Here is a 20,702-nt window from a genome sequence, read left to right as displayed (position 1 = left end):
ACACCCATTTTTTTGAGAGAGCGGCAGCAGAGCCGCCGCTCTCTCAAAAAAAATAACAAGTTAATCAATCTGGCATCCTGACCGACCTGAATCGCTCAGTTCTTGACTTTTAAAGCGTCCATGTCTGGTAATTCTCACTTCACCACAAACCCATCGACGGTAGGACAGACAGCGCTCTCACCGGGGGTTGCCCAATATATCTGCAAATTATTACGCCGCAATTTAGACCAACTGCAACCCAATCCAGAACTCAGGCAAAAACTGGACGATCGCACATTCAACGATTTAGATGCGATCCTGACGGCTTTATATTCATCCAAAGACCAAATCGCCCAGATTTTACCCGAACTCAAACGCTTAGCGTTGATGCATCAGGAATTGAGTGGTCAAGGCTCCATGCGTCGTCAGGAGTTAGCCACCGTTGAAGATGAGATCTTCAAAGCTCTGGGGTTTAGAAATCTGATCGTGCCATCCTCCGGAAAAATCTTAATTGTGGATGATACACCAGAAAATTTGCGCTTGCTGTCTTCGACCCTAAAACATGAAGGTTATGATGTGCGCAGTGCGATCAATGGCTCGATGGCATTGGCTGCGATTCACAACATTGCACCCGACCTGGTGCTGTTAGATATTATGATGCCCGGTCTGGATGGGTATCAGGTCTGCGAACAACTCAAGCAAAATGATCAGACTCGCGATATTCCCGTGATTTTTATCAGCGCGGTGAGCGATGTGCTGGATAAGGTGAAGGCGTTTCGGGTCGGGGGTGTCGATTACATCACCAAACCCTTTCAGATTGAAGAAGTGTTAGTGCGGGTCGAAAATCAACTGCGGCTGCACACGTTGCAAAAGCGTCTGGAAGGACAAAACATTCGTCTGCAACAAGAAATTTGCGATCGCAAGCAGGCAGAAGAACAAGCCCTGGAAGCATTGATCAAAGAAAAAGAGTTTAGCGAACTGAAAACACGCTTCGTTTCTACCATTTCCCATGAATTTCGCACACCATTGACGATGATCCAGTCGTCTGCCGAATTGCTGGAATACTACGAGTGGACAGAAGCAGAAAAGTTAGAGCGATTGCATCAAATTCAATCTGCCGTTCAGCATATGACCAACTTGCTGGAAGACGTGCTGTTAATGGGGCAGACAGAGGCACAAAAACTAAAACTTTATCCATCTCGTTTTAATGTGATTGAGTTTTGCAAAAAATTGGTGGCAGATATGCACCTGACCACCAACAATAGCCACAAAATCCAATTTACCAACCGTGCCCAATTTTCAGATGTTTGTCTAGATCAAAAAATCCTGCGGCAAATTCTCTATAACTTGCTGTCTAATGCCATCAAATATTCTCCCCCCGGTGGTGAAGTCGAGTTAATCCTTACCAATCAAGACCATTTCATTGTGTTTCAAGTCAGCGATCGCGGTATTGGTATCCCCAAACCCGATCAGCTCAAGCTATTTGAATCGTTTCATCGAGCCAGCAACGTTGGGGCAACCCCTGGAACAGGGTTAGGATTGGCGATCGTCAAAAAATGCGTAGATCTTCAGCACGGAGAAATTAAGGTAAAAAGTGAGAGCAATAAGGGAACGACGTTCATTGTCAAATTGCCCTACTCACTGCCCTGAGAGAGCGCTGTGCGGATTGATTCAGTAGGGTGTTGTGGGGCGCGGAGCGCCCCACAACACCGCTTCTGGACTTAACGAACTTACACACCGCCATAGGCACAGTGTTAATAATTTGGGGATGAATGTGACCGTGAACCCTTTGGGTTCACGGTCACATTCATCCCGCGATTCAGCAATGCCTATTGTTAATTGCGACTCATTTTAGGATCCAGTGCATCGCGCAAGCCATCGCCTAATAAGTTAAATGCCAGCACAATCAACGTGATCACGAAGCCTGGGAAAATAATCGTCCAGGGAGACGACAGAGAATAGCCATTGCGAAAGGAATCGGATAGCATCGTTCCCAGTTCGGGGGTAGGGGGTTGTGCGCCCAAGCCTAAAAATCCTAATCCGGCAGCTTCTAATGTGGCGGTGCCCAGCGACAGGGTAGCTTGCACCATTAAAGGAGCCAGACAGGCAGGCAGAATGTGATAAAAAATAATGCGGCTGGGTGTTGCCCCAAATGCTCTAACGGTTTGGACAAAATCTTGTTCGCGTAAGGAAAACACCATACTGCGGGTTAAGCGAATGAAAATCGGGATCTGAATGACGCTGACGGCAATGATTACACTCTTTAAACTCGATCCAAAAATGGTAGCCACGGCGATCGCCAGCAAAATCGGTGGGAATGCCAGCAAAATGTCGGTAAACCACCCGACAAATGTATCCAACCTGCCACGAAAATAACCGCTCACCAGACCCAAAAATGTTCCAATCAGCAACCCTACCCCCACCGAGATCAGGCTGACCCATAGCGAAATCTGAATGCCATACCAGATCAGCGTTAGCATATCTCGCCCCAAGCCATCGGTGCCCATTAAAAACGTCAGACTGGGGGATTTGAGCCGCGATGCAAAATCTCGTGCCGTTGCGGCATCATAAGGGCGCAACACCGGAGCCAACACTGCCAGCAACACCAACGCACCTGTTAGAAACAAACCAATCTTGCCTGAGGTCGATCGCAAAAATTGGCGATAGGCTCTTTGAGCCGGTTTGGTTGATCCCTGGATTGCAACTGACGGAGAAAGGGTTTCCATGGTTAGGGTTTAGCGGGTAGAAAAAGCGGCAGAGTAAGCCCAGTGCAACGCATAGCTCTTGTCTCAAGATCTGGACGGCTGACCTTTGTGCAAGGTATCGCGTAAGTGTTGAATCTGTTTGAGAATAGCGGGACGATGACGAGCGAGTTTCATCCACCGTGGCAATCGAATTGCAATGCTATGATGATTGCCCTTACTGCCCTGGCGTTCCCGCAGCGTTGCACGAATGTAAGTGTCTAGAAAATCTAGATGGGCTTCATTATATGCCCACAATACTTGTCCACAACAGGGGGCTTGCAACCAGAGCGGTAAGCCAAACAACGGGTCTACGGCACCGTCATATTTGCGCGATTCGGTCCACCAGTCTTTAGTCCACCAGGGCATCGGTTTCCGTTGGCGGGCAAGCCGAGATGCCGTTTGGGTGTAGCTACAGTGGGGACAGGCGATTTGCCAGGTGAGATGGTGATCAAGACAGCGAGATAGAACTGGGCGATCGCATCGCGGACATTTCACCCAAATGGCTTGCTCAAATTCAGACAGACAGGTTGTGTAGTCTCTAAACCGAACCATAGGCAATCTATCTACTCTCTGCATCGTAATCTACAGCGATTTTCAATCGCTTACAACCGGGTCATTTTTGTGAGAGCCGCGCTCCGCGCGGCTCTCACGAAACACCTATAGTCTATTCAGGCGCGGAGCGCTATACCGTGAGAGGTGACAACGAAACGCTAGACCTCCGAGGTTTACGAAACCTCGGAGGTCTTAAGAAGTGTCATTAGCGATCAATGTGTTGTTGATTTAGGGGATGAATTGAACGAGAAACCGAAAGTTCCTCGTTCAATTCATCCCGCGATTACGCACTACCTGTATTAGAAAACAAAGTCTGCTTTCGTAATGGTGTTAGCTTTCACCCCAATCAACAGGACTGATTCATCGCTACCAACGCTAATCAGCGTATTGGCTCCCGATTGTTTAACCGTGAGACTGTTGAACGAGGTTACCCCTTGAATCTGAATCAGATCATCCCCATTTTTGAAATCACGGATGGTATCAAAATCATCATCTGTTGCACTGGCACGAGTAATGATAAAGCGATCGCGACCTGCACCGCCAATCATCACATCATGGTCATCTCCGCCAATTAAGACATCGTTGCCCAAGCCACCATTCAACAGGTCATCATCACCGCCGCCAATCAAGCGATCGTTGCCGCCGCCGCCTAACAACACATCACTATCGGCACCGCCATTGAGGACATCATCGCCTGCACCCCCTACGAGCCGATCATTATCATCACCGCCGATAAGACGGTCATCGCCACGCCCCCCGTGGAGGTTATCATCGCCTAGTCCACCCGTTAACCGATCATCACCCGCTTCACCCAGAATATGATCATTGCCCGAATGACCGGAGAGGTTGTCGTCATTGGCATCGCCTGATAGATCATCGTCTCCTGACGTACCGCCATCATCCAGTCCACGCGAACGGGTTGTGAAGACTGTTTCCCAAACATCAGAGGCGATCGCAGCATTCATTGAACCTAAAAGAGAATCTTTCATGACTAAGTGCCTTCGTGTAAATGTCTAAATTTCTAGATATGCAGCTCAAACTAGACGCATCTCTGCGTCAGGATTCAAAGTGCCGATTGTGAAAGGGTCGGTACCACATCCTTTCATCCAGGCAAAAAGCACTTTGTTAGCACGCGTTACAGCAACGAGTGCAGATGCGTTTTACAAAAACTGTCCGATTGCAGGACTCATTACAGTTTCAAGATCATGGTGTGAACGGTTGGAGATACTTGATCAACTCACTGGGCTAGTGGATGCAATTAAACGTTTTACAACGGGGTGCAGGGATTCTATCCCTGCGTGGGGGCTGTGCCCCCACCCCAAAGTGCAAAATTTAGTGTTCGCAACACTAGTGCTTTGTCAAGTATTTTCTGACGGGTGATATGCCGTGCGAAGCGCGGCATATCACCCGTTTTAACCGTCAATTTTTAATTGACAGACCACTAGTTCATCAAGTCGCTTTCTATAGGTAATACGGAGTGCTCTAGAAGATGGATCACTTTCCCATAAAAATAATTAGGTTATATAGCAATCCTCTAAGAAAGACAAATGCCATCCAGGACTAAAAGCTATATACAGAAAAGCTTTTCGCTCTTTTACCATTCACAACCTAACTGTTAATCAACGATATTTGAGCCATCTATAGCCCTGGGGTAGTTGACAATTTCAAACAAATTGGTTATGTCCAGCTCAGGATCGTGGATTAGATCATATCAATTTGAATTAGGAACATGGCAGATATCTGTACGGGCTTGGCAGTGCCAAGCCCCTCCTGAACTTCGATGAGCCCAATAAATTGAACCCTTTTGCTAGCGAAACGGAGACTTTATTTTATTTAGTCTTTAATCCTATCCAGCACCCCCCGACATATGCTAAAAATGGCAGCAACCCCCGATCATCAGGCACTATGGCTGTCGATTTACAAAAGTTTTATCAAGTCACCGATCCGAGTAAAACATTAGTGGTTGCCGACCCAGAGGATCGCAAGTATTACATCGACTTTGCTTCGGTGCGGGGTGGAGCCATTATCGAAAAGCTGAAGCGCCGCATTACTTTTTTCTCGCCCAATCAGCGCACCTGTGCGTTGTTTACCGGACATATTGGCTGCGGCAAATCGACGGAACTGTTGCGGCTGAAAACAGAATTGGAAGCTGACGGCTTCCATGTGGTCTATTTTGAGTCGAGTGAAGATCTGGAAATGACCGATGTCGATATTGGCGATGTGTTGTTGGCGATCGCCCGTCGCATCAGTCAAAGTCTAGATCAACTGCAACTGGCAGAACCGAAAGGATTAAAGGATCTGCTGCGAGGTGCGGCAAGATTATTGCAAACCGAAATTGAGCTGTCGGCAGAGGCACAACTACCGGGATTGGGCAAAATTTCGGCGAGTACGGAAGGCAGTTTTGCGGCTGAAATGGGCATTCCTGGACTGGCGCAAATGACGGCAACCTCAGACGATGGCTTGTCGCTGGTGGCATTGGGGATTGGCACGATTACAGCAAAAGCAAAGGGCGATTCGCGGCTGCGAGAAAAGCTCAACCAATATATTGCGCCACAAAAAACGCAGTTGTTGGAGTTAGTTAATCGTGAATTGATCGAACCGGCGATCGCACCTCTTCATTTCAGGTTCAAGAGGTAGAAAAAGACGATCCCTACCATTTCAGGTTAAATGGGTGGAGGGAGGCGATAACAGCCTAAATGAGGGCGCGCTCCCTCCCTAGCGCCTTAAATTTCCATCGTAGGCTTCTCCCTTAACCTGCGCAGAGAGACTATAATCGATCCCAAGTATTTTTGTTGGGGGAACAGGTGGCAGAGGACGTAGTTAAAGTTTTTATTAGCTACAGTTGGGATTCCGATGAGCATAAAGAGAAGGTCTTGGCTCTCTCGAATAGCCTGAGAGAATATGGTATCGATTGCCAAATTGATCGGTATCACCAAGCACCTGCTGAAGGTTGGTATCGGTGGATGACAGATCAGATCCGCGAATCTGATTTTGTTTTGGTAGTTTGTACCGAAAAGTACCAGTCCAGATATGAAAAGAAGGAAAAATCAGGGCAAGGACAAGGGGCTATTTGGGAAGGTGGGCTAATTATTTCAGAACTTTATAGTGGGGAAGGTATTAACAAAAAGTTTATTCCTATTCTACTTTCCCCTGAAGGAGCAAAATATATTCCTCGATCACTTCAAGCTTTCACCGCCTACCGATTATTTAGTGAGAGCTATGACCCAAACATTGTAGGAGCATTTCAAGAATTATATCGGCATCTTACTGATCAGCCAGCTTATAGACCGCCACAGTTAGGTAAACGTCTTACATTTATTCCTAGCCAACCCGCATTATCTAACGTAAGTAGCGATGGAACAATCATCCCATCTAGAGATCCAAGTGCACTGCAACAAGAAGCTGAGCAGATGGAAATACAAAGCAACCCTAAATCATCAAGCCAGCAGAAACCAGTAATAGTAAGTGAACCATCACAAATATCAGTTCAACCTGTTTCTCAAGGGAGGGAACGGTTCTATCTCATCGCGTGGATCGTCACTGTTTTTCTAGCTATTACTACTGTGGGAAGTGTTTGGATATGGCGAAATGCAGAAAATTCAACGGTTTTACCTGAAACTAATTCAGTACCTAATTCCTTACAGAATCGCATTAGTGCTGGGGAAAGGATCTTAATTTCTAAAGAGGAGAGCGTAAATCAAAATCCGGCGTTCCAAGCTGAGAAACTGAGGGGCGTGCGGGCAATTGCAGCTGGAGACTATGGAGAGGCAGTTATAGCTTTAGAGAATGCAATTCGCCTGTATAAGAATGCACCCGAAACCTTGATATACTTAAATAATGCTCGGATTGGACTGAACAAGGCTTATACAATAGCGGTTGTTGCTCCAAGCGGTTCTAACGTCGATCCCGCACTAGCTATTCTACGTGGAGTCGCTCAGGCTCAAGATGAGATTAACCAGAATGGTGGAATTAATGGGGTAATGCTCCGGATTGTCATTGTTAACGATGATAATGACGAAGAAATTGCTAGAGAAATTGCATCTACTCTTGCTAAAGATTCAGAAATCCTTGGTGTGGTTGGTCATTTTTCCAGCGGAGTAACTTTAGCTACGCGAGAGATTTACGATACTCGACAACTGCCCTCGATTTCTGCCACCAGTACTTCGATTGATCTCTCTAACAAAACAGCTGGTAATACTGCGGGCTATGGGTTTCGAGTTGTCCCCAATGATGGCATTGCTGCTAGAGCGCTGGCAGATTACATGACTGAGACGCTGAACAAGAAACAGGTTGCAGTTTTTTATGAGCAAGGAAGTTCCTATAGCGAATCACTGAAGAAAGAATTTACACTTTCTGTCTCTCAGGGAGGCGGAGAGGTTGTTGGCGAGTTTGATGTCAGCGAATCTGGTTTTAATGCTGAAAATGGCGTTGAGCAAGCGATCGAGAATGGAGCAGAAGTTTTGATGCTAGCGCCTTCTAGTAGCCAGCTCCCCTCAGTTGAAAAGACAATACTGATTGTTCAGGCAAACAATCGGCGTTTGTCGCTGTTAGGAGGGGATTCTATTTACATTTCGCCTAAAATTTTAGAGGATGCTGGGGAGCAGGCTTCGGGTATGGTAGTTGCCGTTTATTGGGATATCGACGCTGATCAGAAGTCTGATTTTCCTGAGCGATCTGCTCGCCTTTGGGGTGGAGCAGAGGTTAACTGGATTACAGCAATGGCGTATGATGCAACGCAAGCCTTTATTAGTGCAATGAAACTGAATACTGATGTGACCCGTGTCAACATTCAGGAAACCCTATCTAGTGATAATTTCTCTGTAACGGGTGCTTCTGGAACTGTTCGTTTTTTGCCTAATGGCGATCGAAATGGTAAGGCACAGCTAGTAGAAGTTCAGCCTAAACCTAACTCCAGATTTGGTTACGACTTTGTTCCGATTCCTTAAGGATCCTTATAAAATTAAAAAACGTAACGTTTTTTAATTTTATAAGGATTCTGCATGCGTTTCAAGCTTTTCCAACTTTATAGAATCCATTTGAGATCTTTTGAAAAACTGTTGCTGCGAAAGGGTTTCAGGAAAATAGTAAATTCCCTGGAACCCTTATCCGACAAGAATAGTAGGATAGATATCAAATAGGTTCTATAAGTAGTGATTAAAAGAGACGAGCAATGGAAGGGAAGGATGGATTAGAACAGGAAGGTCAAGAAGTCTTGTCAGCGGGTAGCAACGATGAGTACCTAAGTACCGTCAGCCAGGAACAGAAAAATCTTGACGATACAGATGAGGAAGCTAATAGTGACTCTCCGAATCGGACACGACATCGAAGAACTCAGCGCGATTTTCCGGCCGCACCTTTTCAGGAAGCATTAGAGTTAGCAGTAACTATTCAGAAGCACGCATCAGGTCAAAAAATACGTAGGCTTACACTGTTCGAGCTAATGGGGCGATCGGCAGAGAGTAGCACAAGCCGTCAGTTAGTTACTAATTCTAATAAATATGGTCTTACAACTGGTGGCTACAAAGCTGAACATCTTGAACTTACACCTGATGGATATACAGCTACAGCGGACGATGTGTCTGAACGTGAAAAAATTCGAGCACGCTTTAAACTAGCCATAGAACGAATTACACCATTTAAGAAGCTGCACGATCGTTATGTTGATAATCGATTACCAGCAAAAAATGTGATGGTTGATTTCCTAAAAGATGACGGAATGAATTCTGATGCAGTATCTGAGTGTGTTGAAACGTTCCTTTTAAATGCAAAGTTTGTTGGTATTTTACAAAATATAGCTGGTGCTGAACGTTTGGTGTCGTTGGATCATGTTCTTGATCAAGCGCCCACTGCATCTCGTTCAAGTTTACCTGCTTCTCCAAAGGTATTACCGGAATCAGTTAACCATAATGATGACACATCAAATAACTTTATTTCTTCATCTTCAAAACCTTCTGAAGATCCCCTAAGCAATGTTTGCTTTTACATTACACCGATTGGGTCAGAAGGGTCAGAGTCGCGTATGCATTCGGATCTCTTTCTGGGTTCCATTGTTGAGCCAGCACTCGAAGAATTTGGCTTGAAAGTAGTGCGCGGAGACCGGATTGAAGATACTGGAATGATTACACGACAAGAAGTACAGTATGTAATGCGCGCACGTCTTGTAATTGCTGACCTGTCTTTTCATAACCCTAACGTATTCTACGAATTAGCACTTCGCCATGCCTCTGGGCTTCCGACAGTACAAATCATAAGAGCTTGTGATCAAGTCCCCTTTGATGTTGGTCAAATGCGTACAGTGCGAATTGATACAACAAGTATTTACACTTTAGTACCTCAGCTAGAAGTGTACCGCGCAGAGATTGCGAACCAAGTACGACGTGCTTTAGAAAATTCAGAGGTAGCTGATAACCCCTATACTGCATTTTACAACACAAAAACAGTACCGAAAGTATGAGGCTCTTTCATCACAGCTGGAATGGGCATTATTAGCTGCGTAGGATGGGTACGTTTTGCTTTGCGTATCCTATTGGAGTAGTGGGCGATCGCCTGTTACTACGTCATGTACATCAAGGATTGGCGGGCAGCGGCACAACCAGAAGCAAAATTGTGATCAAGAACGTAATCAAATAAGGCAAGTTTGCCCAGGATTTGAGGGTGCTGGGAAGCTGTCCGAGGAATTTGGTTGAGTTGTCGGGTTTGAGAAAATTTCCTTTCACTTTCTCGATCCATTCTTGATCGTCAGGAATGATATACCCACTCAAAATTCGGGCTAATCGATTAAAGTTATCGCGGAACTTCCGCTCTAGATACAAGTAGTAAACATCCAGAACTCCGAATAGTGCAAACGCAACAAATGCCAGCACAAACAAAGCTGCACTGTGATTGGTAAACCCAAAGCCTGCGATCGCTGCCCAAACGGTGATGCCAACTTTTTTGACTTCTAACGAGTTGTTTGCCATACGTGCGATCGCACCTTGCAACATCTCGGCTTGTTTAATTAAATAGTCCTTATTCTGTTCAACCCACTCTAAAACGTTGGTTGGCATAGTTTTGATATAAATGATAATTGCCCAACTTTAGAATTTTAGTCCGTATTTTTGAAGAGTATCTTGAGCAGCTTAAAGTAGCCAATTTGACAAGCCGAATACTCACAAGACTCTAAATACTGAAACGGATGCCATTCATTTTTGCCGATCGATTCCATGTAGGTGCCATCTTGCTGCGCCACATCAGGTTCTATGCCCGTCACATCCGCATAGTAGAGATAGCAGATCTCATTCACCTGAGTGCCCACAATATACTGACCCAGCGGCAAAACCTCAACCTGATAGCCCGTCTCCTCATAAACCTCTCGTTTAGCCGCTGCTTCTGGCGATTCTCCTTCCTCTAACGCCCCTGTAACCGGACAGGGAAATAGCCTGAACTTTCCATCCACCTCTTGGTTATCAATACAAAGATGCTGCTGACGAATTAACACCTCACACTGTTCAGGATTTTCGCTACCTTTTCTGAGCAGAAACACGGCAACAGAGTCTTTACCTTCGCGCTCTAAATACTGAAATCCTCCAGGTGATTCCTTAACCGCAATCCACTCAGTACTAAAGATAACTCTATCTACATCCATTGCCTGCGTTCCCATGATTCCTCACTGGACTTAGATTACATCAGCAAGCACGCAATCGCACTTTACCCCTTGAGCAACACCCCTTGAGCGGCGATCGCAACGTTTCACCCTTTAAACTCGGAATATGGAGCGGCGATCGCAACGTTTTAACCTTTAAACCCGAAATATGGAGCGGCGATCGCAATCTTCCAACCTTTGAACCCGAAATATGGAGAGGCGATCGCAACGATTCAACCTTTAAACTCGAAATATGGAGAGGCGATCGCAATCTTCCAACCTTTGAACTCGGAATATGGAGAGGCGATCGCAACGATTCAACCTTGGAACTTGGGAATTGGAGGGGCGATCGCAACGATTCACCCTTGGAATTTGAAATATGAAGGGGCGATCGCAACAATTCACCCTTTGGACTTGGAATATGGAATGGCGATCGCAATCTTCTAACTTTGAAACTGGAATGTTGAGAGGCGATCGCAGAATAAGTCAGCAAACGGTTACTCACCCGCAGCCTGGAGGACAGTTGCATACAGTTGAGGATTAACTCGAAAATCGGCTTGTTCAATCAACTGATCCATTACAGGTTTAACGGCTGGAATCAACCCCTTCTGTTTAGCCTGCAACAGCACACCCAGCAAACCAGTAACATTGACCCCATAACTGACAGCCAATGCTCTACCCCGACGCTCATCTATTAAGAGCAGGTCTGCTTCCAGTTCCAATGCCAAAACGATTGCCTCGATTTCACCCAGATCGACTGCATCCTGGCTGGTTTGAAGCTCTAAAACCCTTTGGACATTTGCAACGGTCTGAGTTTGAATCCAGGAATAGGTTTGAACTTCGATCGCCCCAGGGACGACTTTTCCTACAGCCACCATTTCGTTATAAACGGCAACAGGAATAACGATAGTTGTATAAAGTTGGTGCAACAAATTCAACTGACCGATCGCCGCAAGGTTAGTAACAGGCGAGGTATCGCTGACAACGATCACAGTAATCCTAACGACTGTAGCGTTTTAATATCTGATTGAAAATCTTCTACATCATAGTTGATGCAAAGTCCTCGTTTCGCCAGTTCATGTTGAAATTCAAGCACTGTTAGCCCAGTCCAAGCGCGAACTTTGCCACTACTGATTTTTTCTTGCTTGTACAGCATCAGGGCAATTTCTAACTTCAATTCATCCTCAGTCATTCGAGTTGCCTGGAGGATATCATCCGGAATGACGACGCTCATCGGTCTCTGTTTGAAAAAATTAGCTATTTTGATCACAAGAATAAACGATCCAAGCATAAACCGTAGTAACTTTGGTACGGTTTGAGTAACAGGGCAATTACCGCATAGGATAGCGATCGCTTATTTCCCCTCAGACGTTAAGTTCAAGAATCTGGAGATTTAAGGCTTGGGAGTTGAAAGGGCGATCGCCTAAATGCAGGGCAAATTTATGTAAAGAATAGACAAGCGATCCCCGGCTCAAAATTCCTGTGCCATGCTCGGAGTTAGCATCTAGAATTTCATGGGAAGATGAATTTAGGGCAGAACGATCCCCACTTTGTGGGGGTTAATCTATTGCCCATGTCTATATGCATCGCCCGACATTACATCGCAGGCTATCATCATGGCTACTCAAGACATCTTGACACTTGCCAGAGCAGGAAACCCTCAGGTTATCGCGGCTCTAATTAATCGATTGACCAAACCAAAGGGGATCAACACCAAGGTTACTAAGCAAGAGCAATGTCTGCATGTTTTGGTGGAGGCTGACCAGGCCTTAAATCAAGCGGCGATGGTTAAATTAATTCATAAATGCATTCAAAACCTAAAAGTTGAAACGGTCGATACGCTTAAAATTTATGGTCGTCAGGCAGGTCAGAAGGAAATCGCCTGGAGCCAAAATATATCCCTGACCCTTGCCGCCGATAGTACTCAAGCGGAAGCCGCAGACCATCCGCTTTCTAGCGAAGATATTGAACCCGAATCAACAACGGTTGCACCCGACCCCATGGAGCACTTACCCGCAGAAGACACCTCAGAATCCCTACAGGGTTCCTTCGATGCTGAGGGTGAATCTGAACTAGATTCGCCAGAAGAGCCAGAGGCGATCGCACTTCCAGAAGAAACTGACGCGATCGCACCTACCTCCCTGGACGATGAAACAGATTTGTCAGAGGACACTGATGTAATCGCCGCTATAAAAACTTTTCTGCCAGAAGATAACCCTTTCTCAGAATCAGATCTCGACCTCCCAGAGGTAACCGAGGCGATCGCGCCTAGTTCTTTAGATGATGAAACAGATTTGCCCGAAGAATCAGAGGCGATCGCCGCTACAGATAACTCTCTACTAGCAGAACAGGCTTTCACAGAATTAGATCTTGATCTTCCAGAAGAACCAGAAGAACCAGCTGTCCTGGAATTAGATCTTGATCTTCTAGAAGAACCGGAGGCAACAGAGGCGATCGCACCCAGTTCTCTGGAAGCTGAGATAGATTTTCTGGAGGAACCAGAGGCGATCGCCGCTACAGATAACTCTCTACCAGAAGAACAGGCTTTCACTGAATTAGATCTTGACCTCCCGGAAAACCCAGAAGAACCAGCTGTCCTGGAATTAGATCTTGATTTTCTAGAAGAACCGGAGACAACAGAGGCGATCGCACCTACCGATAACTCTCTACTAGAAGAACAAGCTGACACAGAATTAGATCTTGACCTCCCGGAAGAACCAGAAGAACCAGCTGTCCTGGAATTAGATCTTGATTTTCTAGAAGAACCGGAGACAACAGAGGCGATCGCACCTACCGATACTTTGCTATCAGAGGAACAAGCTGTCACTGAATTAGATCTTGACCTCCCGGAAAAACCAGAAGAACATGCTGTCCTGGAATTAGATCTCGATCTCCCGGATGAACCAGAAGAACCAGCTGTCCTGGAATTAGATCTCGATCTTCCAGATGAACCGGAGGCGATCGCCGCTACAGATGACTCTCTAGCAGAAGAACAGGCTGTCACTGAATTAGATCTTGATCTTCCAGAAGAACCAGAAGAACCAGCTGTCCTGGAATTAGATCTTGATTTTCTAGAAGAACCAGAGGCGATCGCACCTACCGATAACTCTCTACTAGAAGAACAAGCTGACACAGAATTAGATCTTGATCTTCCAGAAGAACCAGAAGAACCAGCTGTCCTGGAATTAGATCTTGATTTTCTAGAAGAACCGGAGGCAACAGAGGCGATCGCACCCAGTTCTCTGGAAGCTGAGATAGATTTTCTGGAGGAACCAGAGGCGATCGCCGCTACAGATGACTCTCTATCAGAGGAACAAGCTGTCACTGAATTAGATCTTGATCTTCCAGAAGAACCAGAAGAACCAGCTGTCCTGGAACTAGATCTTGATTTTCTAGAAGAACCGGAAGCAACAGAGGCGATCGCCGCTACAGATAACTCTCTATCAGAAGAACAGGCTGTCACCGAATTAGATCTTGACCTCCCAGAAGAACCAGAAGAAGCTGCCCTGGAATTAGATCTTGATTTTCTAGAAGAACCGGAGGCAACAGAGGCGATCGCACCTAGTATTCTGGACGATGAGGTAGACTTGCCTGAGGAATCAGAGGCGATCGCACCTACCGACCATTCACTACTAGAAGAACAGGCTTTCACAGAATTAGATCTTGATCTCCCGGAAGAACCAGCTGTCCTGGAATTAGATCTTGACCTCCCAGAAGAACCAGAAGAACCAGCTGTCCTGGAATTAGATCTTGATCTTCTAGAAGAACCGGAGGCGATCGCTGACACAGACAATTCACTACTAGAAGAACAAGCTGTCACAGAATTAGATCTTGATCTCCCGGATGAACCAGAAGAAGCTGTCCTGGAATTAGATCTTGATCTTCCAGAAGAAACGGAGGCAGCAGAGGCGATCGCACCTAGTTCTCTGGAAGCTGAGATAGATTTTCTGGAGGAACCGGAGGCGATCGCTGATACAGACAATTCTTTGCTAGAGGAACAGGCTGTCACTGAATTAGATCTTGACCTCCCGGAAGAACCAGAAGAACAAGCTGTCCTGGAATTAGATCTTGATTTTCTGGAGGAACCGGAGGCAACAGAGGCGATCGCACCCAATTCTCTGGAAGCTGAGATAGATTTTCTGGGGGAACCAAGGGCGATCGCTGATACAGACAATTCTTTGCTAGAGGAACAGGCTGTCACTGAATTAGATCTTGACCTCCCGGAAGAACCAGAAGAACAAGCTGTCCTGGAATTAGATCTTGATCTTCTAGAAGAACCGGAGGCAACAGAGGCGATCGCACCTACCGACGATGCACTACTAGAAGAACAGGCTGTCACAGAATTAGATCTTGAGGCATCCGATGATGAAGAATTAACCGACGAAATTGTTTCGAACCCTGCACTTTTTCAAGGGGATCAAGTATCCTCATATAGTCAACCTGAGAGAGAGCCTCAGTTGGCAACAGTCGCTCCGACTGATTGGTACGAACCCACTTCAGAGGTTGATTTCGTGAGTTCTGAAAACATCACTCCGGGTATCGAAGCATTCGTAGAAACCACCCCTGCGGCTATTGCCGTTCAGAGTTTGCAGCCAGACGACTTGCCATCGTTTGATGACGATGACTCAGACCCCGAAGTCTCACAGCTGTTGCAGCGTCCTGAAGCTGCCATTTTAATTATCTTTGCCCTGCTTGTAGCATTGTGGGATGTCTATCTAGAACTGGTCGAAGATCCAGAAGTCAACCGTCCTCTCTCAAGTCGAGAACTGGCACGCCGATTGGGGGTTTATAACAGCACCATCCGTCGCCGGAAAGAGCGCGAAGACTTTACTCAGTGGTCACAAATGCTCGACCCGGATGGCATCGCCTGGAGCTATCAAGCAGGATTTTTTGTCCCGATCTTGTCCTGATTTGGGGGGAAGACGCTCCGCCACAAAAAGAAGAGGGCTAATTTCAATACTCATGCCCAGTAATCTGCTCGTTTATCTGAAACCGACAGGTGCGATCGCATTGGGAGGATTATAAATGCAGTAGCGATTTCGTCCTGCCCGCTTTGCCTGATACAAAGCTTGATCGGCTTGTGTAATCGGCACATCCCATGAAATATTAGCTTGTGGCGTCATACAAAAAATCCCCAAGCTGAGGGTAATGCGATTGCTAACGGGAGATTGCAAATGGACTAAATTTAGCCTGTGAATTTCTACCATAATGGCATTCGCCAGCTTGATAGCTCCCTTCAAAGGAGTGTATGGCAACACGACAACAAACTCTTCCCCGCCATAGCGAGCCACCAGATCGATAGGTCGATTCAAAACCCGCTGAATGCCTTGAGCAATCGCTTGCAAACAATTATCTCCTGCCTGATGCCCGTAGTAGTCGTTATAAAGTTTGAAGTGATCGACATCAATCAAGATTAAAGACAGGGGTTGACGCTGTTGCATTAAAAGCTGCCATTGTTGCTGCCAGTAATCATCAAAGTGACGGCGATTGGCAATCAAGGTGAGGCTATCCAGCACTACCAGGCGATGTAATTCTTGATTAGCCTTTGCCAGAGCAGCCGTGCGTTCTGCAATTTTGCCTTCTAAGGTATGCGCATAGTTTTCTAGTTGCTGTTGGACATGTTGTAACTGCTCTAACGTCTGTTCTAATTCAATCCGTTGTTGCTGGATGATTTGGATGTCGCGATACGATCGCAGTGCTGAAATAACGCTGGTTAGCAGTTTTTGCCGGGTTAATTCAACTTTAAGTTTATAGTCATTGATATCGTAATTGAGAATGATTGCTTCTTCTGGTGCTTCACCCGGATGCCCGGTGCGTAAAATGATGCGAACTTGATGATTGTTCAGTTCCTCGCGGATGTATTGGATCACTTGCAGACCCGCATCATGGGTTTCCATGACCACATCCAGCAAAATTAAAGCGGCATCAGGATGATCGCAAGTAATCAAGCATTTGCCTTCTGCTGCTGAATAGGCAGAGAAAAAAGTGACGGGTTTTCCTTCAAACATCAAGTTTTTAAGCGCCAGTCGAGTGGCTCGATGCACATCGGGTTCATCGTCTACAATAATGACCTTCCACGTCTCCGAAAATGAATTTTGCTCCAGGTTTACGGCTTCATCCCGAACCTCCAGTGAATCATCCAGTAAAACAATGAAATCATCATCGTTTCCGTCGTCAGATATAAAGTCTTGCTGTCGATTAAAAGTAATCATGACGGGTTTCACGGGTTGATTTGAGGTGAATTTAAGACCCAAATGGGAGATTGATAGCTGGTACCCGAAGGGTACCAACCATCAATCTCCCATCCGATCTAAGGACAGATGCATCGCGGAAGTAGAATACTGAACTGCGTTCCTTTACCAATATCGCTTTCAATATCCATCCTTCCCTGCAATTTTTGGGTGGTGAGGTTGTAAGCAATGTGCAATCCTAACCCTGTGCCACCCTTCTCACGAGCCGTCGTAAAAAAGGGTTCAAAGACTTTACCCAAGATCGCTTTGGCGATTCCCATGCCATCATCTCCGTAGTGAATCAGAACATGCTCGTTTTGTTGGGTTACGTCAAACCACAGCGTTCCAACTTCATGGGGTAAGTAAGCGTGAGTTAAGGAATTAGTCACTAAGTTAGTGGCAATCTGGGCTAATGCCCCCGGATAGCTATCAATCTCGATGGCATCATCTCCTTTTACGACGACGGTATGAAAGGTTTGTCTGAATTGGGGTGAAAGACTGATGACGACTTCTTCCAGGTATGGTTTCACCCGAAAGCTACGTTTTTCCAGGCTTGATTGATCGACCGCAACTTGTTTGAAACTTTGAACTAATTCTCCAGCTCGATTGAGATTGCTCAGAATTAGACTGGCGCTTTCGTGGGCAATTTCAACGTAGTTATTTAAAAGCGATCGCCTTACTTGTCCCGATTTAAATTCAGCTAATAAAACTTGGGTTTCATCCATCAGGGTCGAAGCGAGGGTAATGCTAGTCCCTACGGGAGTGCTAATTTCATGGGCAACCCCTGCCACCAAACTACCCAGAGCTGCCATGGTGCCGACCTCAACCAGTTGACTTTGCATGCGGCTGAGCTCATTAAAAGCCTGTTCTAAATCGGCACCTTTTTTTTCTAAAATAGTTTGAGATTCTCGCAATTCATAAATCACCTGTTTTAGCAACGATTCTTTATTACGATTGGTTGCTTCTAAGCGAGCGCGATCGGCTTCTGAGCGAGCTAATTTTCTGCTCAAAATCCGAATTTCTTTCTGCATTTTTTTGATTTCAACGTCGTAGTGTTCGGGTTGCATAGCAGATTACCGACTACCAATGAGTAACGTGACAAACGTCGTGTTATGAAAAAACGTTTGCCCATTTTCTCGCAGCGGCGCAATTTCTCCGTAGGTGTAAAAGCCACAACTGGGGATGGATGGATGCAAACTGTGGGCGATCGCCTGGTATTCTTCCTGCGCCCGAGTGCCCAAAATCTGTCGTCGCCAGGCACAGGAAAAAAACAGCGCTGCCGCTGGCGTTTCTCCGGGATAACTGTTGCACGCCGTGTCAAAGGCGGTTTGCGAAGCAACAATAATATCTTCCAGTTCAGTATCGGTAATCTGAACCACCGAATGCTCCGGCACATCTCCCGAAACGGTAATGCTACCCAACGCAGAATCAGACCCGATTGCCCCACGCAAGAAAAAATTGTCTTCTTTAGGCGGAAAAACGGCTAACGGATACACGGCATCGGGTTCAGAATCGTTGAGGTAATAGTGATAAAAATGCAGGGCAGGTTTCTGATCAATTTCATAGATGACATTGTGGTTGACCCTGGTAATGAGGCTGCGTTTACCAATCGGGTGCCAGCCACCGGCGATGCCATAGGAAAACAAAAGTTGCCCTGCAAATAACAAAAAGGGCACCGCATCACTGAGTACTTCTGTTTTATAAAACTGATAGGTTTGCTGATAGCGCCATTGGTCAGCAGTAGCTCCCCCAAAAATTGGGACGTGCTCCAATCCTTGCTCTAAGCCCTGCAAGATCGAGACGGTGCTGGTGGTGAGGCTTTCGGGCAGAGTAATACAAAACTTGAGCGGAGAGCTGAGCTGTTGTTTTGCCAGTTCAGCCGCCCGACGGGCGATCGCCGTTGGATTTCGGGAAACATTGCGCCCAACAGACGCTCGAATTTCAATCTCATCTGAGCAAAACAAGATCAATGTCAACGAATCTTGCTGAAATCCTAAGACGGAGGAAATTTCGCCATCAGTCGTCCCACCGATCAATTCCAGACCGGGAAAAGCAGCATTGATGCGTTGCAGTATAAAGGCATGATCAAAATCGAGGGCAGAAAAAAGTAGCCCAGCTTGCGGCATGGTTCCGGCTAGAGAAGTCCGGCATTGCTCCAGAATCTCATCAACGGCTTCGCTGGAATCAGGATCATTGCTATGACCTACGGCTATTTTTAACATGACAACAGATCGATAAGTTTGTATGCCTCAAATTCGTACTCTAAAGAGAAAATGTGAAAATCTTGTGAATGGTTCGCACAAAGCCAGGTAAACTCCAGTAAAGCATCCCTATCCCTGTTGATATTAGGTTCCACGTCGTTCCACACCGACCTATAACAACCGCCGAGACGGTTAAATCAGAAGCTTGTGCGAGAACCCGCGCGGAGCGCGGGTTCTCGCACAACCGTTGTCCTCATCAATCCTTCGGTGTATACCGATGGCGGCTCGATCAAAGTAAGTTCAACGGATCGACATCGATGGTGAGGCTGACGGACTCAGGGATTTGCGATCGCAATTGCATCAGATCGGGTAAGGTCGTGCAATTCGGCGAAACTTTGAGCAACAGATGCCACCGATAGCGACGGGCAACCCGCATAATAGTTGCGGGCGACGGACCCAGCAGTTCAAACTCAGCAGACTGATGGGCATTGAGCAAGTCTGCTAACGATTCGGCAGTGTGTCGCACCAGATCAAGATTTGCCCCACTCAACCGCAACAAAATAATGTTGCCAAACGGCGGATACCCCAGTGCCAGCCGTTGTTCTTGTTCTGCCTGGGCAAAGGCGGCATAGTCTTGCTGTTGCACGGCTTCAATCACGGGATGTTGAGGCGAATAGGTTTGCAAAATCACCTGCCCTGGTTCATCTCCGCGTCCGGCACGCCCTGCCACCTGGGTCAAAATCTGGAAGGTGCGTTCGCTGGCGCGAAAATCGGGCAGATGCAACACCCCATCCGCCGCAACAATGCCAACCAAGGTAACCTGAGGCAGATCAATGCCTTTGGTCAGCATTTGCGTTCCCACCAGCAGATCGGCGTCGCCTTGAGCAAAGCGGCTGAGCAAGGCACGATGGGCACCTTTTGTACGCGTCGTATCACTGTCAAACCGGATGCAGCGGATATCAGGAAACTGCTGAGCCAGGTCTTGCACGACCCGCTGGGTGCCACTGCCAAAGTGTTTCAGGTAAGGAGAACCACAGGCAGGGCAATGAGACGGTTGCGATCGCCCATAGCCACAATAATGACAGCGCAAGTAGCCCTCTTTGTGGTCTTGGGGCTGGTGATAGGTGAGGGAGATATCACAATGGGGGCATTCCATAGCGATACCGCAACTGCGACAGGAGACAAAGGTGCTATGCCCCCGTCGGGGAATAAATAAAATGCCTTTGGAGCCTGTGGTGTGCAGGGTTTCGATGGCAGCGTGCAGGGAACGGCTGAAGATGGAGCGATTGCCCTGCTGAAGTTCCAACCGCATATCGACGACTTGAATCGGTGGCAACGGTCGGGCGTGAACTCGTTGGGGTAGGGAGAGATAGAG

At 46.7% G+C, this 20,702-nt stretch carries 16 protein-coding genes and 1 pseudogene; 5 read left to right on the top strand and 12 right to left on the bottom strand.

Going from position 1 to position 20,702, the window contains the following annotated elements; translation table 11 throughout:
- Positions 1 to 120 precede the first annotated feature (120 nt).
- Positions 121 to 1,629: a hybrid sensor histidine kinase/response regulator gene (locus ACR6Z4_RS29430; RefSeq protein WP_479720918.1), complete on the top strand. Its 1,509-nt coding sequence runs from the start codon at positions 121 to 123 to the stop codon at positions 1,627 to 1,629.
- 185 nt (positions 1,630 to 1,814) lie between these two features.
- On the opposite strand, the gene ACR6Z4_RS29425 is transcribed toward ACR6Z4_RS29430, so the two are convergent.
- From ACR6Z4_RS29425 to ACR6Z4_RS29415, 3 genes are all read right to left on the bottom strand, one after another.
- Entirely contained in the window at positions 1,815 to 2,705 is an 891-nt protein-coding gene (locus ACR6Z4_RS29425; RefSeq protein ID WP_479720917.1) for an ABC transporter permease, read from the bottom strand.
- A gap of 63 nt (positions 2,706 to 2,768) precedes the next feature.
- The gene (locus tag ACR6Z4_RS29420) at positions 2,769 to 3,275 is read right to left on the bottom strand and encodes a hypothetical protein (protein ID WP_479720916.1); all 507 of its coding nucleotides are present in this window, start codon (positions 3,273 to 3,275) and stop codon (positions 2,769 to 2,771) included.
- Positions 3,276 to 3,574: 299 nt separating this feature from the next.
- Positions 3,575 to 4,264: a calcium-binding protein gene (locus ACR6Z4_RS29415; RefSeq protein WP_479720915.1), complete on the bottom strand. Its 690-nt coding sequence runs from the start codon at positions 4,262 to 4,264 to the stop codon at positions 3,575 to 3,577.
- A 916-nt stretch (positions 4,265 to 5,180) separates the two neighbouring features.
- Here ACR6Z4_RS29415 and ACR6Z4_RS29410 point away from each other — a divergent pair.
- The 3 genes and pseudogenes from ACR6Z4_RS29410 to ACR6Z4_RS29400 form a co-directional block, all read left to right on the top strand.
- A pseudogene (locus ACR6Z4_RS29410) lies at positions 5,181 to 5,891 on the top strand (P-loop NTPase family protein); the annotation flags it as partial.
- 188 nt (positions 5,892 to 6,079) lie between these two features.
- Positions 6,080 to 8,221, top strand: a complete 2,142-nt coding sequence (locus tag ACR6Z4_RS29405; RefSeq protein ID WP_479720914.1) for an ABC transporter substrate-binding protein — start codon at positions 6,080 to 6,082, stop codon at positions 8,219 to 8,221.
- Between the two features lie 224 nt (positions 8,222 to 8,445).
- A complete protein-coding gene (locus ACR6Z4_RS29400; protein WP_479720913.1) occupies positions 8,446 to 9,729 on the top strand; it encodes a hypothetical protein in 1,284 nt (427 codons plus the stop codon).
- Positions 9,730 to 9,841: 112 nt separating this feature from the next.
- Here the strand turns inward: ACR6Z4_RS29400 and ACR6Z4_RS29395 are convergent, their stop codons facing one another.
- Genes ACR6Z4_RS29395 through ACR6Z4_RS29375 form a run of 5 tightly spaced genes read right to left on the bottom strand, consistent with a single transcriptional unit; the run spans position 9,842 to position 12,130 of the window.
- A complete protein-coding gene (locus ACR6Z4_RS29395; protein ID WP_479720912.1) occupies positions 9,842 to 10,321 on the bottom strand; it encodes a hypothetical protein in 480 nt (159 codons plus the stop codon).
- Positions 10,322 to 10,359: 38 nt separating this feature from the next.
- Positions 10,360 to 10,914 (bottom strand): NUDIX domain-containing protein, encoded by a 555-nt coding sequence (locus ACR6Z4_RS29390; RefSeq protein ID WP_479720911.1) that lies wholly within the window; start codon positions 10,912 to 10,914, stop codon positions 10,360 to 10,362.
- A 25-nt stretch (positions 10,915 to 10,939) separates the two neighbouring features.
- Positions 10,940 to 11,389: a hypothetical protein gene (locus ACR6Z4_RS29385; RefSeq protein WP_479720910.1), complete on the bottom strand. Its 450-nt coding sequence runs from the start codon at positions 11,387 to 11,389 to the stop codon at positions 10,940 to 10,942.
- A 4-nt stretch (positions 11,390 to 11,393) separates the two neighbouring features.
- Entirely contained in the window at positions 11,394 to 11,888 is a 495-nt protein-coding gene (locus tag ACR6Z4_RS29380; RefSeq protein WP_479720909.1) for a PIN domain-containing protein, read from the bottom strand.
- On the bottom strand, positions 11,885 to 12,130 hold the full coding sequence (locus ACR6Z4_RS29375; protein WP_479720908.1) for a UPF0175 family protein: 246 nt from the start codon (positions 12,128 to 12,130) through the stop codon (positions 11,885 to 11,887). The genes ACR6Z4_RS29380 and ACR6Z4_RS29375 overlap by 4 nt, the downstream gene beginning before the upstream one ends.
- Before the next feature lie 382 nt (positions 12,131 to 12,512).
- On the opposite strand from ACR6Z4_RS29375, the gene ACR6Z4_RS29370 reads away from it, so the two are divergent.
- A complete protein-coding gene (locus tag ACR6Z4_RS29370; protein WP_479720907.1) occupies positions 12,513 to 15,806 on the top strand; it encodes a hypothetical protein in 3,294 nt (1,097 codons plus the stop codon).
- 72 nt (positions 15,807 to 15,878) lie between these two features.
- On the opposite strand, the gene ACR6Z4_RS29365 is transcribed toward ACR6Z4_RS29370, so the two are convergent.
- From ACR6Z4_RS29365 to priA, 4 genes are all read right to left on the bottom strand, one after another.
- Positions 15,879 to 17,108, bottom strand: coding sequence for a diguanylate cyclase domain-containing protein (locus ACR6Z4_RS29365; protein ID WP_479720906.1), 1,230 nt, complete (start codon positions 17,106 to 17,108; stop codon positions 15,879 to 15,881).
- Between the two features lie 98 nt (positions 17,109 to 17,206).
- Entirely contained in the window at positions 17,207 to 18,193 is a 987-nt protein-coding gene (locus tag ACR6Z4_RS29360) for a sensor histidine kinase (protein ID WP_479720905.1), read from the bottom strand.
- 6 nt (positions 18,194 to 18,199) lie between these two features.
- The gene (locus ACR6Z4_RS29355) at positions 18,200 to 19,348 is read right to left on the bottom strand and encodes an FIST signal transduction protein (protein ID WP_479720904.1); all 1,149 of its coding nucleotides are present in this window, start codon (positions 19,346 to 19,348) and stop codon (positions 18,200 to 18,202) included.
- Between the two features lie 268 nt (positions 19,349 to 19,616).
- Positions 19,617 to 20,702: replication restart helicase PriA (gene priA, locus ACR6Z4_RS29350; RefSeq protein ID WP_479720903.1), on the bottom strand; the 1,086-nt coding region annotated here is incomplete at its 5' end.

Source organism: Calyptranema fuscum S582, from assembly GCF_055793305.1.
The sequence above is the reverse complement of the archived record's forward strand: the minus strand, read 5'-3'. Positions and strand labels throughout refer to the sequence as shown.

What these genes read in the sequence shown, in the direction of transcription:
- ACR6Z4_RS29430 (WP_479720918.1), top strand. Translation starts at nt 121, where the DNA reads ATGTCTGGTAATTCTCACTTCACCACAAACCCATCGACGGTAGGACAG.
- ACR6Z4_RS29425 (WP_479720917.1), bottom strand. Translation starts at nt 2,705, where the DNA reads ATGGAAACCCTTTCTCCGTCAGTTGCAATCCAGGGATCAACCAAACCG.
- ACR6Z4_RS29420 (WP_479720916.1), bottom strand. Translation starts at nt 3,275, where the DNA reads ATGGTTCGGTTTAGAGACTACACAACCTGTCTGTCTGAATTTGAGCAA.
- ACR6Z4_RS29415 (WP_479720915.1), bottom strand. Translation starts at nt 4,264, where the DNA reads ATGAAAGATTCTCTTTTAGGTTCAATGAATGCTGCGATCGCCTCTGAT.
- ACR6Z4_RS29400 (WP_479720913.1), top strand. Translation starts at nt 8,446, where the DNA reads ATGGAAGGGAAGGATGGATTAGAACAGGAAGGTCAAGAAGTCTTGTCA.
- ACR6Z4_RS29395 (WP_479720912.1), bottom strand. Translation starts at nt 10,321, where the DNA reads ATGCCAACCAACGTTTTAGAGTGGGTTGAACAGAATAAGGACTATTTA.
- ACR6Z4_RS29390 (WP_479720911.1), bottom strand. Translation starts at nt 10,914, where the DNA reads ATGGGAACGCAGGCAATGGATGTAGATAGAGTTATCTTTAGTACTGAG.
- ACR6Z4_RS29375 (WP_479720908.1), bottom strand. Translation starts at nt 12,130, where the DNA reads ATGAGCGTCGTCATTCCGGATGATATCCTCCAGGCAACTCGAATGACT.
- ACR6Z4_RS29370 (WP_479720907.1), top strand. Translation starts at nt 12,513, where the DNA reads ATGGCTACTCAAGACATCTTGACACTTGCCAGAGCAGGAAACCCTCAG.
- ACR6Z4_RS29365 (WP_479720906.1), bottom strand. Translation starts at nt 17,108, where the DNA reads ATGATTACTTTTAATCGACAGCAAGACTTTATATCTGACGACGGAAAC.
- ACR6Z4_RS29360 (WP_479720905.1), bottom strand. Translation starts at nt 18,193, where the DNA reads ATGCAACCCGAACACTACGACGTTGAAATCAAAAAAATGCAGAAAGAA.
- ACR6Z4_RS29355 (WP_479720904.1), bottom strand. Translation starts at nt 19,348, where the DNA reads ATGTTAAAAATAGCCGTAGGTCATAGCAATGATCCTGATTCCAGCGAA.